Source organism: Vibrio sp. THAF190c, from assembly GCF_009363355.1.
GTDB lineage: Bacteria > Pseudomonadota > Gammaproteobacteria > Enterobacterales > Vibrionaceae > Vibrio > Vibrio fortis_A.
Genome location: NZ_CP045339.1, coordinates 62,540 through 75,449 on the forward strand (window position 1 = coordinate 62,540; position 12,910 = coordinate 75,449).

The window sequence follows — 12,910 nt, forward strand, 5'->3', positions numbered from 1 at the left end:
AGTTAACACCAATAAAAACGCCAAACTCACTGAGTTTGGCGTTTTTGTTTATTCTCTTGGAGATAAGAAGCGCTTAACGAGAAACGAAATTACTTCATCTCACCGTAGCGCTCTAGGTACAGAACCGTTGCAGCTGTTCTTGACGCAACCTGTAGCTTCTTAAGCAAGCTCTTCATATGTACCTTAACGGTCGATTCAGAGATGAAAAGATGATCAGCGATTTGTTTGTTACGGTAACCTTTCGCGACCTCTTGGAGGATCTGCATTTCGCGTTCAGTCAGTTGGTCAAAAATGTCTTCGCGACTTTCAGCATCGCTAAGGTAACGGGCAACCACGCTGCTGTAAGCTTTATCTCCACTGTGCGCCTTTTTCAAAAGCTCAATCAGCTCATCAGGCTCAGTATCTTTTAGAAGGTAGCCATCAGCGCCAGCTTTTACGATCGCTTCAATGTCTGCTGGGCTATCAGAGACGGTAAGAATCACAATATTTGCGCTAGAGCCGTCAGTACGTAGTGCCTTCAAGGTATCTAACCCTGACATGCCCTTCATGTTCAGATCCAATAGGATCAGATCCGGATCTTCTTCATGAGCCATTGCAACTGCATCTGTGCCATTGCTTGCTTCTCCGACTACTTCAAACTCGTCTTCAAAGCTGAGTAGCTGACTAATACCACGGCGCATCAACGGGTGGTCATCGACCAACATTACTTTACAAATCGTCAAGATTAACTTCCTTCAAACTTTTATACTTTAGAATGACTGTACAGCCCTTACCTTTCGCTGTTTCAATCGTTAGTTCGCCGTTCAGCCTTGCCGCGCGCTCCTGCATTATACTCATGCCATAGTGATTTACCTTAGCGGCACTATGGTCAAAACCATCTCCGTTATCCTTTATCACGACTAATACTTCGCCATTTTCATCGTTACAACATACATCGATTAAATCGGCATTGGCGTGTTTTATTGCATTTACGGTTGCTTCACGGATCAATTGAAGCAGATGAACTTGGCTATGTGCATCAAGTTCAATCGACGACAGATTATTGGTTAGATTAATCGTGCCATCTGTTCTTTCACTGAGTTGCTCAAGCATGGTGCTTAAAGCATCTCCGAAATTTCCCTCTTTGATTGATAACCTAAAGGTCGTCAACAGCTCTCTTAGTTGAGTATAAGCCTCTGCGAGCCCATTCCCCAACTCTAGAGCAATTTGTTCTGATTGTTCTCTGTGTTTATGCTCAGGGAGTTTTCCTATCACTCGCTTTAAGAGAGTAACTTGAATTTTCAAATAAGACAGTGACTGAGCTAGCGAGTCATGAAGCTCACGTGCAATCGTCGCACGCTCTTCCATGATGATCAGCTGCTCTGCTTGTTTCTGTGCGATGTTATAGTATACCGCACGTGAAAGTAGTCGAATAAAGTTATCAATTAACGCTTTTGTTGAATGCCCATGGTGGTAGCAGCAATACAAATAGCCAAGCGTGATTTCACTATCATCCAGCTTCATTTCAAATTTTTCGTATTGCGAATTCTCGTCATATCCTTCATCAAGTACAAAAGAACGACCTGAGGGGTCTAAGATCTCTAGTCTTAGTGACTCAATGTCTTCCAAACTCACTAAATGTTGAAGAATAGCTCTGAAGTTTTCTGGCGAGACTCGCGTTACACGCAGTTCTTGAGACGAGTTATAAAGCGCCTGCAGAGATTGGTTCGCACTCTGGAGTTCTTTGGTTTTTGCATCAACAACGTCTTCTAGGTTTCGATAAAGTGCGCCTAAATCTCGCGTCATCGAGTTGAAGGTCTTAGTTAAGATCCCAAGCTCATTGTTGTTTGTGACTTCCAAGTGGACTTCAAAGTCGCTGTTTTTGATTCTATGGCTCGCCGCGACTAGCGCATGCAGTGGTTTAACAACTTGTTTACGGACAAAATGAACAACAAAAAGAGATATGACTAGAATCCCACCCAGTCCAATACCACCAGCCCACGCCAATTTGATGAGCTTGTTTTCGGAAAATTCTTGGAGCTTAAATACGAAGCCATCGATTTCAGAAACGAAGTTTTCTACGAGTACTAAGTAGTGTTGTCTGTCTGAACTATTCAGTACCTGTTTCAATTCATGCCATCGACCAATGATCAAATAGTAGTCTTCTGTGATATGCGTCGGAACTTCCCAACCTACTAGGTCAGCCATCGATTCGGAGTACAGAGATGCTTCGAACTCTCGTATATGCTCGTCGTAATCGACTGATTGTACTTGAATATCATGAGCCAGACGGTAGCTCTGCATTCGCATTGAGCCGGCAACGTTGACCGCCTCTGCGTCATTCAGGCTCGACGCTAAGGTAAAAATTGCAAACCCCGTTGTCGCTACCGATAAAAGCAAGATAAAAAGCAGCGACTTAGCGATGGTGCTCGTAAGAGATGAAACAGGTTTAATAAGCAAAAGAAATTCCCAATCGTTCGAAGTAGCTTAACGGCGATTATTGTCACATATCGAAATTCATAGCTCCAACCAATATGTGACCGATCGCCGCGTAATTTATTGATCTAAGACAATATACAACCCCAATTAGCCCTTAGGGGGTATTTATGCAAATGTTTCTAAAACTACACTGTATGTGAGGATAAATTACAAGATGTTAATGAACAAACAGTCTACAATTACAACATCTTAGCAACATTTAAGGTGAGCATGTGCTAGATTTATCAAAACGGCGTCTGTTTTCTCGTAAAAAAGTGGATTTAAGCCTAATCCGGTTACCTTGGATTAAAGAGCTAAACAATTTTACTGATGACTGTACTCGCTGTGGAAAGTGCATCGATAAATGTGAAACGAGCATCATTGTGTTGGGCGACGGAGGATTCCCTACTGTCGATTTCTCAATTGATGAATGCACCTTTTGTTACCAATGTGCCGATGTTTGTCCTGAACCTATTTTTAAAAGTGAACAAGAAACACCTTGGCAAGCTAAAGCATCTATCTCAGACAAATGCTTAGCCCAAAACAATGTTGAGTGCCGCAGCTGCGGTGATATGTGTGAGCCAATGGCGATACAGTTTCAACTCAGAGCCGGTGGTGTGGCCCTACCAAAAATCGATTTAGATGAGTGTAGCGGATGTGGTGCTTGCGTAGCAGTTTGCCCGACTTCAGCTATCCTTGTGAGTAATGCATAAATAAAAATAACGAGAGCAGTTTATGTCGCTAAACGAAGTACATATTTCAAGTTTAGTCGTGCATGTGAGCCCAGAGCACCTCTCCGAAATCAAAGCTGAAATCGAAAAATTCGACAATGCTGAGATTTATGGTGATAGCCCTGAAGGCAAGATCATCGTCGTGCTGGAAACAGAAAACCAAGGTTTTGTAACCGACACGATAGAAGCAATTAATAATATACAGAACGTTCTAGGAACCGCTTTGGTTTACCACCAAGTTGAAACAGATCTAGACGAATCAAAATTAGACACTGGAAGCAATAATTCTCAAATCGAGGGTGAAGTATGAAAATGACAAGACGTGCGTTTGTGAAAGCAAACGCGGCTGCATCAGCAGCAGCCGTTGCAGGTGTAACTCTACCAGCAACAGCAGCTAACCTGATCGCCAGCTCAGATGAAACAAAAATCACGTGGGATAAAGCGCCTTGTCGTTTTTGTGGTACGGGTTGTTCAGTACTGGTAGGTACTCAAAATGGTAAAGTGGTAGCGACTCAAGGCGACCCAGAAGCACCAGTAAACAAAGGCCTTAACTGTATCAAAGGCTACTTCCTTTCAAAAATCATGTACGGTAAGGATCGTCTAGATACGCCGCTACTTCGTATGAAAGATGGCAAATTCCACAAAGATGGTGATTTTGCACCAGTATCTTGGGATCAAGCTTTCGACGTAATGGCTGAAAAGTGGAAAGAAGCACTGGCTAAGAAAGGTCCAACATCTGTTGGTATGTTCGGCTCTGGCCAATGGACAGTAATGGAAGGTTACGCTGCTGCAAAAATGATGAAAGCAGGTTTCCGTTCTAACAACATCGATCCAAACGCTCGTCACTGTATGGCTTCTGCTGTAGTTGGCTTCATGCGTACTTTCGGTATCGATGAGCCTATGGGTTGTTACGATGACTTCGAGCACGCAGACTCTTTCGTTCTGTGGGGTTCGAACATGGCAGAGATGCACCCTATCCTATGGACTCGTATTACTGACCGTCGCTTAAGCCACCCACATGTTAAAGTAAACGTACTGTCTACTTACTACCACCGTTCTTTTGAGCTAGCAGACCAAGGTTATATCTTTAACCCACAATCTGACCTTGCGATTGCAAACTTCATCGCTAACTACATCATCGAAAACGATGCAGTTAACTGGGACTTTGTGAACAAGCACACGAACTTCAAGCAAGCGGATACTGATATCGGTTACGGTCTACGTGATGAAGATCCACTACAGCAAGCTGCTGCGAATCCAAACTCTGGCAAAATGACATCTATCTCTTTCGAAGAGTACAAGAAGTCTGTTGCGCCATACACAGTAGAAAAAGCTTCTGAAATTTCAGGTGTTGAACCAGAGAAGCTAATCGAACTAGCGAAGCAATACGCAGATCCAAACACGAAAGTAATGTCTCTATGGACTATGGGTATGAACCAACATACTCGTGGCGTATGGATGAACAGCCTTGTGTACAACATCCACCTATTGGTTGGTAAGATCGCAACTCCTGGTAACAGCCCATTCTCACTAACAGGTCAACCATCTGCATGTGGTACTGCTCGTGAAGTAGGTACATTTGCACACCGTCTACCAGCAGACATGGTGGTAATGAATCCTAAGCACCGTGAGTACGCAGAGAAAATTTGGGACATCCCTACTGGCGTTATCCCACCAAAACCAGGTTACCACGCGGTTCTTCAAGACCGTATGCTTAACGACGGCAAGCTAAACGCTTACTGGGTAATGTGTAATAACAACATGCAAGCTGGTCCAAACATCAACAACGAACGTCTACCGGGCTACCGTAACCCAGAGAACTTCATTGTATGTTCTGACCCATACCCAACAGCAACAGCTCAAGCAGCCGACCTGATTCTTCCTACAGCAATGTGGATCGAAAAAGAAGGTGCTTACGGTAACGCAGAGCGTCGTACACAAGCTTGGTACCAACAAGTTCCTGCAGTTGAAGGCGCGAAGTCGGATCTATGGCAAATCATGGAGTTCACTAAGCGCTTCAAGATGGAAGAGATCTGGACTGAAGAGCAACTGGCTCTAGCTCCGCAATGGCGTGGCAAGTCAATGTACGACATGCTTTTCCAAAACGGCAAAGTGAACAAATACCCTCTATCTGAAGCTCAAGAGCTGAACGATGATGCAAAAGCGGCTGGTTTCTACATCCAGAAAGGTCTTTTCGAAGAGTACGCAGCGTTTGGTCGTGACCACGGACACGATTTAGCACCATACGATGTTTACCACACTGTACGTGGTCTACGTTGGCCTGTTGTTGACGGCAAAGAGACACTTTGGCGTTACAAAGAAGGTTCAGATCCATATGCGAAAGAAGGCTCAGGTTGGGACTTCTACGGTAAGCCAGACGGTAAAGCATTGATCATCTCTGCACCGTACGAAGCGCCACCAGAAGCACCAGATTCTGAGTTCGACATGTGGCTATGTACTGGCCGTGTTCTTGAGCACTGGCACACAGGTACTATGACTCGTCGTGTTCCTGAGCTTTACAAAGCAGTTCCAGATGCAGTGTGTTACATGCACCCTGCTGATGCGAAAGCTCGTGGCGTTCGTCGTGGTGAAGAAGTTCTTATTTCTAACAAGCGCGGTGAAGTACGAGTTCGTGTTGAAACTCGCGGCCGTAACCGTCCACCACAAGGCTTGGTATTCGTACCATTCTTTGATGCGCGCATTCTAATCAACAAGCTGATTCTAGATGCAACTGACCCACTATCGAAGCAAACAGACTTCAAGAAGTGTCCAGTTAAAATCACAAAAGTCGCTTAATTAGTTAAGAATGTCAGGGCTGCAGCCTTTGTGCAGCCCGCTATAAGAATTTAGCCATTCGGCGGAGAATAAATAATGAAAAAATTACTCATCACACTGTTATCTGTTGGTGCAATGATCGCTGGTGTTGCTCAAGCTGAGCTTGAAAACCCAGGTGGTATCGGTGGTGTAGAATCACTACGTGGTGCTAGCGAACTAGAATCAACTCGTCCTGCAGATGATTTTAAAAAGTTCCCTCGTGAACAAGTACTGGAAAGCGACTTCGTTTACCAGCCACCGTTGATCCCACACTCAACTCGTAGCTACGAAGTGTCTCTTAACGCGAACAAATGTCTGTCATGCCACAGCTGGAAAAACGCGAAAGAGATGGGTGCAACTAAGATCAGTGTTACTCACTACATGAACCGTGAAGATGCTGTACTTGCAGACGTATCACCTCGTCGTTACTTCTGTCTTCAGTGCCACGTACCTCAAGCAAATGCAAAACCATTGATTGAGAATGAATACCAGCGCGTAGAATCTCTTCGCTAATCCGTACCTGAGAAGAGGCGAATTTATGAAACTATTAAAAACGTTTTGGAAAAGGCTATCGACGCCAAGTAAAGCGGCAGCAGGTGTACTACTGTTCATGGGCTTTGCAGGTGGTCTACTTTTCTGGGGTGCATTTAACACGGGGATGGAAGCAACCAACACAGAAGAATTCTGTTCTGGCTGTCACGCTCCTATCGTTGAAGAGATCCAAGAGACGATTCACTACTCAAACCGGTCAGGTGTTCGTGCAATCTGTTCAGACTGTCACGTACCACATGAATGGACTGATAAGATCGTTCGTAAAGTTCAAGCATCAAAAGAGCTATACGCACACTTCATTGCTAAGACAATCGACACGCCTGAGAAATTCAAAGAGCGTCGTCATCACTTAGCAGAGCGTGAGTGGGCTCGTTTGAAGAAGAACGACTCTCTCGAGTGTCGTAACTGTCACCAATTTGAGTTCATGGACTTCTCAGAGCAGAGTTCACGAAGTGCTAAACAGCACTCAACAGCACTGGCTTCAGGCGAAAAAACATGTGTAGATTGCCACAAAGGTATCGCACACAAACTGCCTGACATGCACGGTGTTGAAGGCTGGCAATAAGAGGATAAGCAATGAGTACTTTAGAATCAGTAATTTGGCATATCCTTGGTTACAGCGCGATGCCATTCATCATTCTTTCAGGCTTCGCAGTAGTTGCTGCTATCTCTATCTGGATTCTTTCATTCGGTAAAGATAAAGAAGTCGACTAATTAACATCAACTTTTTTGCCTATTTAGTTGATACTAAAAAGCCACTGACTACAGTGGCTTTTTTATTATTTACGTGTGTCAGAAACAGACAATGAAAAGCGAGTTAGTTTTCAGTATCCACGATTGGCAATACTTGTTTCACATAGTCACCCGGCGCAGTTCCAATCACAGGGTTTAACTCAGACCCTCGGTTAAACGGCGCTCTTGGCTCATCACTTTCAAATCCACCTAGCCACTTATTCCAGTGAACCCACCAAGACCCTTCGTTGTGTTTCGCATTCGCTAGCCACTCTTGAGCAGAATCATCGAGATTGTCATTCAGCCAGTAGCCATACTTATTCTTGCTTGGGTGATTGACGATTCCCGCAATATGACCAGATTCACCAAGTACGAAGGTTTTGTTGCCACCAGTGTTGAGTGCACCTCGATAAGTGCCCTGCCATAACGCAATATGATCATCTTTGGTCGAGATAAAGTAGCTCGGGATTTTAATCTTATTAAGGTCAATCCAAACCCCACCGATTTTCACGCCCTTTTCCTGAACGAGTTTGTTCTCTAAATAGAGTTCTCTCAACAGAAAGTTATGACACTTAGCAGCAACATTGGTGCTGTCACTATTCCAGTAGAGCAAATCGAACTCCATTGGGCTACTACCCTTCAAATAGTTGTCGATGTAGTAATTCCAGTAGAGGCTGTTCTCTCTGAGCAGGCTGAACGTAACGCTCAATGAACGACCGTCCATGAAGCCTTTCATATCGTTCTGCTTCTCAATGGCACTGATAATGGTGTCGTTGATGTAGGCACCCACCTCGCCCGGCTGAGAGAAATCAAGCAATGTTGTGAAGAAGGTTGCTGTCTTAATTCGTTTCTTCATACGCTTAGCCGCATAGTAGGCGACCGTTGAAGCCAACACAGTACCACCAATGCAGTAGCCCGCCGCGTTGAGTTGCTCTCTACCTGTAATGTCTTCAATGGCAGCGACAGCTTTGACAACGCCTTCAGTCACATAGTCACCAAACTCAACGTCTTTTTGTGCTTCGCTAGGGTTGCGCCAAGACATCATAAACACACTATGTCCTTGCTCTAGCAACCAGCGAACCATTGAGTTCTTTTCTCGAAGATCAAGAATGTAGTATTTGTTGATAAACGGCGGAACAATCAACATTGGCGTCGCATTCACTTGCTCTGTTTTCGGATGATATTGAATCAACTCAAACAGTTCATTTTTGAACACCACGTCCCCTTCCGTATTCGCAACATCTTGCCCTAACCTAAAGGCATTGTTGTTAGTCATACGAATTTTGAGAATATCGGCGCTGGACTCAATATCCGCACGCAATTGTTCTAAGCCATCGACAAGATTTTCACCGTTACGCTCTAAGGTGATCTTCATTAACTCAGGGTTCGTCGCAATGAAGTTTGTTGGCGAGAGTGCATTGATCGCCTGACGCGAGAAGAAAGCAACACGCTCTCTTGTCTTCTCATCAATGCCTTCCATCGATTCAATTGTCTCTAGATAGCTTTTACTGAACAGCAAATAGGACTGCTTAATGAAGTTATAGAAAGGGTCATTCTTCCATGCGTCATCGATAAAGCGCTTATCGTCGCGCTCTTCAGATACGATGCTATTGGTACTACCCATTAAGACGGTATTTTGCCAGATTTGCAGTTGCTGCTCCCACCATTGTGTTTGTAGCTTCAACATATCTGCAGGTTGGTTAATGGCTTGCTCAAAGATCTTGGATGCATCTTCAAAGTTGATCTCTTGCATCGCTTTATTGAGGGGTGATTGTGCGGCTTCCTTGCTTTGTTCAAAGTTCTCCCACCATTGCTGGTTTGTCTGCTGAAGTTTTACAAGGTAGTCCGAAAAGAAGTGTTGGAACATAATCTAACTCCAATGATCGGAAAATCGCCACTGACTTCATACAGAGATAATCCCAAAGACTACACGTATGACCCAGTGGCGACTTAATTTAGGCAGATGTTGTGTTTAGGTTTTCCGTCGTCAACGATTCCACATCTTCTTTAAACTCTTTCGCCGCAGCTTGGAACTTGTTGCTGTCGCTCATCATTTGCTGTGACAGTTGGCTAAGTACAGCAAGTTGTTGGCTATTGAATGCAGCAAGACCGTTTACGTCTTTGATGTCTGTTACTGCTTTCATTTGCGCTAGACCCATATCTGTATAAGTCTTCATCGCGTTCATTTGCAGTTCAGTCATAACTTCTACATTCTTAGCAATCAACTTGTTGAACTTGAAGTAAGGTTCAAATTGCTTTTCTGTTTGGTCTGTCATTGATTTAAAAATATCCGTGTACATACATAACTCCTAAAGATTTCAAAGATTGAATTACAATTCGTATTGTTCGTTTCTAGAGGTTGACCAACAGTGGCGAATCCATTTCCACCCGCCACTGCTGAAGTTACTCGTTGACGTTTTTCAACAAAACAGCCGTACCCATACCACCACCGACACATAGCGAAGCCACGCCAGACTTGGCGTCAGTTGATAGCATTTCATGAACTAAAGAGACAATAATGCGATTGCCCGAAGCGCCAAGTGGATGACCTAATGCAATCGCACCACCATTGACGTTCACCTTATGCTTAAATGCCTCTAGCGGTAGGTCATGCTCTTCAGCTAACTGATACATAACTCCCAGAGCTTGAGCAGCAAACGCTTCATTAAGCTCAAACAACTCAATGTCTTTCAGTTGAGCGTCAGCTTTCGCCAAGGCTTTAGTTACTGCCTCTACTGGCCCTAATCCCATTACTTTCGGGTCCAACCCCGACTGTGCATAGCTTTCGAGCTCCACAAGTGGCGTAAGCCCTAGTCTTTTCACAGCGCTTTCTGAAGCGACAATGACTGCGCTTGCGCCATCGTTAATGCCTGAAGCGTTTCCGGCAGTCACGCTGCCTTCACGATCGAATGCAGGTCTTAACTTCTGTAAACCTTCGAAGGTCGCATCTGACTTAGGGTATTCATCGGTATCGAAAACGACGGTTTGACGACGCTGTTTCACCTCTACCGGAACGATTTGGTTAACAAACTTCCCAGCCTCAATCGCCGCAACCGCTTTTTGCTGACTCTCTAATGCGTAGTTGTCTTGCGCTAAACGAGAAATGTTCAGTTCTTTTGCGATGTTCTCTGCCGTGACACCCATGTGGTACTGATTGAACGCATCCGTTAATCCATCACCAATTAAGAGATCGGTCATCGAGATGTTGCCCATCTTGTGCCCATTGCGTACTGATGAAGGCACAATGAAAGGTATTTGCGACATTACTTCTACCCCTGCCGCAACAACAACGTCTGCATCTTGCGCTTTAATGTGAGCAGCAGCGTCCATCACCGACTTCATTCCGCTACCACAAATCATGTTTACACCGTAAGCAGGGACTTCTTGCGGAACTCCTGCAAACAAAGAAGCTTGTCGAGCAACGCCCATTCCTTGTCCTGCAGAGATCACGTTACCCACGATGACCTCATCAACATTGGAAGGGTCTAGTTGCGCAGCTTCCAAAGCACCTTTTATCGCCACGCCAGCCAGCTCACCAGCAGATGTATCTTTTAAAGCGCCGGTGAAAGAACCAATAGGCGTTCGTTTCGCAGCAACAATGAATATTTTTTCCATGGTTTATTCCTTACGAGTCCTTAGTTCATGTACAAGCCGCCATTTACAGACAATGTTTCGCCTGTAATGTACGCACCCGATTCACCTGCAAGGAAGCCAACCGCATCTGCGATTTCAGTTGGCGTTGCCAAACGTTTCATTGGGATTTGCCCCTTAATGGACTCAAGTACTTCTGATCTCATCTGCTCGACCATAGGCGTGGCGGTATATCCTGGTGCGATAACATTCACGGTTACGCCACTACGCGCTCCCTCTGCCGCTAGAGCTTTAGAGAAGCCAATCATGCCAGCCTTTGCAGCCGAATAATTTGCTTGACCAAATTGACCTTTAAGTCCGTTCACTGACGAAATATTAATGACTCGACAGTTTCCCTTCTCACACATTGGAGCGAAAAGAGGTTGGGTAACGTTGAACAAGCTGTTCAAGTTCGTATCGATAACGTCTCTCCACGCTGCTGCATCCATTTTCTTGAAGACACTGTCTCGTGTAATACCCGCATTGTTTACCAACACATCAATCGTGCCTTCTTCTTTCAATAACTTGCTTAAACGCTGAGCACATTCTTCCGTGTTGGTCACATCAAGCTCGAACAATCTGACTTGCTCTGAAGTGAACTGTTTTTCATTAAACCAATCTATTGCACACTGGTGATTACCAGTAAAGTAAGTCGCAATAACACGATAGCCTTGTTCGACTAACTTAGAAGAAATTGCTGAACCTATCCCACCTTTCGAACCTGTAATTAAAGCAAGTTTTTTCATTGATAACTCCATCCGATACAAGCAAATAACAATACTATTAAGAAAAATGCTTAGCGCGTCTTATTAATTCCATGACTACCGCTTTAATTAAACCCTACATGCTCGAACTAAAAACTTTTATTACAAACTAAACCAATTTCATATTTAATGACCAAAATTTGACCTAGATCCCAACCCCAATGAAATGTTATCAGATTGTAAATTGATGCAAAGTGTTGATTTCAAGCAAGTTTATTGTTGGTAATTTTATCAGCATCAGATGTAAGTATTTGAATCAGTGGATATTGTTATTATTTTTTCACGCATTACAAAATAAGTGCAAAGTCTGATTTTTATCATATTCACTGTAATAATTACTGGTTATCCAACTTTAACCGCATTGATTAATTTCCCAAAAGCAACCTACAGGAAAGTTATTAAACAAGGTAATAACTAAATGTACATAAATAAAAAAGCTCATCACAACTGATGAGCTTTTTGTTATTAACTACTAAACTAACGTCTAATTGACTATATTGATTTCAAATATATTTCATTTAAATTAATATTTTAAAGTGAAAATATTTCACCGGTATCCACATCTAAGTAAATCTTGTTTTCCAGTTTTAAACCGCCACAATAAATGAAGTAGACATTACGATTCGAGTACTTAACTGACTTGACCCAACCACCAAGCTCTTCAAAATCGCCTGGTTCACAGGTGCCATTCTCGATCAAACTGTCAACGGCGAGTCTAAAAGGTTTACGGTAGGTTTTTAAATCGTCAGACTTGACCAAATATGAATCTAGGATCTCTACATGTTCATCGGCAGATATAATGACCTCGTCTTCGCTTAACTTAGACATTTCAATCCACTCTGCCATTTCTGGTGCGCCTTCTCTCAAAACGATGTAGTCGGTAATGCGCCCCCAGCCATTCGACTTTTCAAGGACTTCGATGTGGTCTCCCTTGTAGAGATAATCCTTTATCAAAGCATCGACATTCGGCTCATCGTAAACCGCGATCTTTCGTTCAGAAACGTAATAGTCGGTTTGTTCGGGCAAAGCAGATAAGTCCAGTATTGGTTTGAGCTCTTCTTTCGGTTCCTCTGACATCTGTTCAACAGGAGCCTTTTCCTCTTCTGCGGGAGTCACATCGTCTTTTTTCATTACTAAAAAGTAATAGGCGGCTCCTCCTCCACCAAGAAGACACAATATCACCAACGCTATGATTACTTTTTTCATGACAAATGTTACTCACTCTCCATA

The 12,910-nt window shown here is 43.7% G+C and carries 13 protein-coding genes; 6 read left to right on the plus strand and 7 right to left on the minus strand.

The window, feature by feature from the left end:
* Positions 1–89: 89 nt before the first annotated feature.
* Both FIV04_RS15330 and narQ read right to left on the minus strand, forming a co-directional pair.
* Positions 90–722 carry a response regulator gene (locus FIV04_RS15330; protein ID WP_032552656.1) on the minus strand — a complete coding sequence of 211 codons (633 nt, stop codon included), beginning with the start codon at positions 720–722 and terminating at the stop codon, positions 90–92.
* Positions 709–2,439: a nitrate/nitrite two-component system sensor histidine kinase NarQ gene (gene narQ / locus FIV04_RS15335; RefSeq protein WP_152469608.1), complete on the minus strand. Its 1,731-nt coding sequence runs from the start codon at positions 2,437–2,439 to the stop codon at positions 709–711. Before narQ ends, FIV04_RS15330 begins: the two co-directional genes overlap by 14 nt.
* A 251-nt stretch (positions 2,440–2,690) precedes the next feature.
* Here narQ and napF point away from each other — a divergent pair, with 251 nt between their 5' ends.
* The 6 genes from napF to FIV04_RS15365 all read left to right on the plus strand — a co-directional run bounded on the left by napF (position 2,691) and on the right by FIV04_RS15365 (position 7,268).
* Entirely contained in the window at positions 2,691–3,170 is a 480-nt protein-coding gene (gene napF / locus FIV04_RS15340) for a ferredoxin-type protein NapF (protein WP_152469609.1), read from the plus strand.
* A 22-nt stretch (positions 3,171–3,192) separates the two neighbouring features.
* Positions 3,193–3,498, plus strand: a complete 306-nt coding sequence (locus FIV04_RS15345; protein ID WP_152469610.1) for a chaperone NapD — start codon at positions 3,193–3,195, stop codon at positions 3,496–3,498.
* Positions 3,495–5,984: a periplasmic nitrate reductase subunit alpha gene (gene napA, locus FIV04_RS15350; RefSeq protein WP_032552660.1), complete on the plus strand. Its 2,490-nt coding sequence runs from the start codon at positions 3,495–3,497 to the stop codon at positions 5,982–5,984. The genes FIV04_RS15345 and napA overlap by 4 nt, the downstream gene beginning before the upstream one ends.
* A 75-nt stretch (positions 5,985–6,059) precedes the next feature.
* On the plus strand, positions 6,060–6,515 hold the full coding sequence (locus tag FIV04_RS15355; protein WP_032552661.1) for a nitrate reductase cytochrome c-type subunit: 456 nt from the start codon (positions 6,060–6,062) through the stop codon (positions 6,513–6,515).
* Positions 6,516–6,540: 25 nt separating this feature from the next.
* Positions 6,541–7,119: a NapC/NirT family cytochrome c gene (locus FIV04_RS15360; RefSeq protein WP_150869674.1), complete on the plus strand. Its 579-nt coding sequence runs from the start codon at positions 6,541–6,543 to the stop codon at positions 7,117–7,119.
* 11 nt (positions 7,120–7,130) lie between these two features.
* The gene (locus FIV04_RS15365) at positions 7,131–7,268 is read left to right on the plus strand and encodes a TIGR02808 family protein (RefSeq protein WP_084181907.1); all 138 of its coding nucleotides are present in this window, start codon (positions 7,131–7,133) and stop codon (positions 7,266–7,268) included.
* 103 nt (positions 7,269–7,371) lie between these two features.
* Here FIV04_RS15365 and phaC read toward each other — a convergent pair whose 3' ends face one another.
* From phaC to FIV04_RS15390, 5 genes are all read right to left on the minus strand, one after another.
* A complete protein-coding gene (gene phaC, locus FIV04_RS15370; RefSeq protein WP_152469611.1) occupies positions 7,372–9,153 on the minus strand; it encodes a class I poly(R)-hydroxyalkanoic acid synthase in 1,782 nt (593 codons plus the stop codon).
* Positions 9,154–9,241: 88 nt separating this feature from the next.
* Positions 9,242–9,586 (minus strand): phasin family protein, encoded by a 345-nt coding sequence (locus FIV04_RS15375; protein WP_032552664.1) that lies wholly within the window; start codon positions 9,584–9,586, stop codon positions 9,242–9,244.
* A 103-nt stretch (positions 9,587–9,689) separates the two neighbouring features.
* Entirely contained in the window at positions 9,690–10,901 is a 1,212-nt protein-coding gene (locus tag FIV04_RS15380; protein WP_152469612.1) for an acetyl-CoA C-acetyltransferase, read from the minus strand.
* A gap of 20 nt (positions 10,902–10,921) precedes the next feature.
* On the minus strand, positions 10,922–11,662 hold the full coding sequence (locus FIV04_RS15385; protein ID WP_152469613.1) for an SDR family oxidoreductase: 741 nt from the start codon (positions 11,660–11,662) through the stop codon (positions 10,922–10,924).
* Between the two features lie 549 nt (positions 11,663–12,211).
* Positions 12,212–12,886 (minus strand): hypothetical protein, encoded by a 675-nt coding sequence (locus FIV04_RS15390; RefSeq protein ID WP_152469614.1) that lies wholly within the window; start codon positions 12,884–12,886, stop codon positions 12,212–12,214.
* Positions 12,887–12,910: the final 24 nt, after the last annotated feature.

Bases quoted from the DNA above. Each gene is read 5' to 3' on its own strand.
- FIV04_RS15380 (WP_152469612.1), bottom strand. From the start codon at position 10,901: ATGGAAAAAATATTCATTGTTGCTGCGAAACGAACGCCTATTGGTTCT.
- FIV04_RS15365 (WP_084181907.1), top strand. From the start codon at position 7,131: ATGAGTACTTTAGAATCAGTAATTTGGCATATCCTTGGTTACAGCGCG.
- FIV04_RS15390 (WP_152469614.1), bottom strand. From the start codon at position 12,886: ATGAAAAAAGTAATCATAGCGTTGGTGATATTGTGTCTTCTTGGTGGA.
- phaC (WP_152469611.1), bottom strand. From the start codon at position 9,153: ATGTTCCAACACTTCTTTTCGGACTACCTTGTAAAACTTCAGCAGACA.
- FIV04_RS15345 (WP_152469610.1), top strand. From the start codon at position 3,193: ATGTCGCTAAACGAAGTACATATTTCAAGTTTAGTCGTGCATGTGAGC.
- napA (WP_032552660.1), top strand. From the start codon at position 3,495: ATGAAAATGACAAGACGTGCGTTTGTGAAAGCAAACGCGGCTGCATCA.
- FIV04_RS15355 (WP_032552661.1), top strand. From the start codon at position 6,060: ATGAAAAAATTACTCATCACACTGTTATCTGTTGGTGCAATGATCGCT.
- FIV04_RS15375 (WP_032552664.1), bottom strand. From the start codon at position 9,586: ATGTACACGGATATTTTTAAATCAATGACAGACCAAACAGAAAAGCAA.
- FIV04_RS15385 (WP_152469613.1), bottom strand. From the start codon at position 11,662: ATGAAAAAACTTGCTTTAATTACAGGTTCGAAAGGTGGGATAGGTTCA.
- FIV04_RS15360 (WP_150869674.1), top strand. From the start codon at position 6,541: ATGAAACTATTAAAAACGTTTTGGAAAAGGCTATCGACGCCAAGTAAA.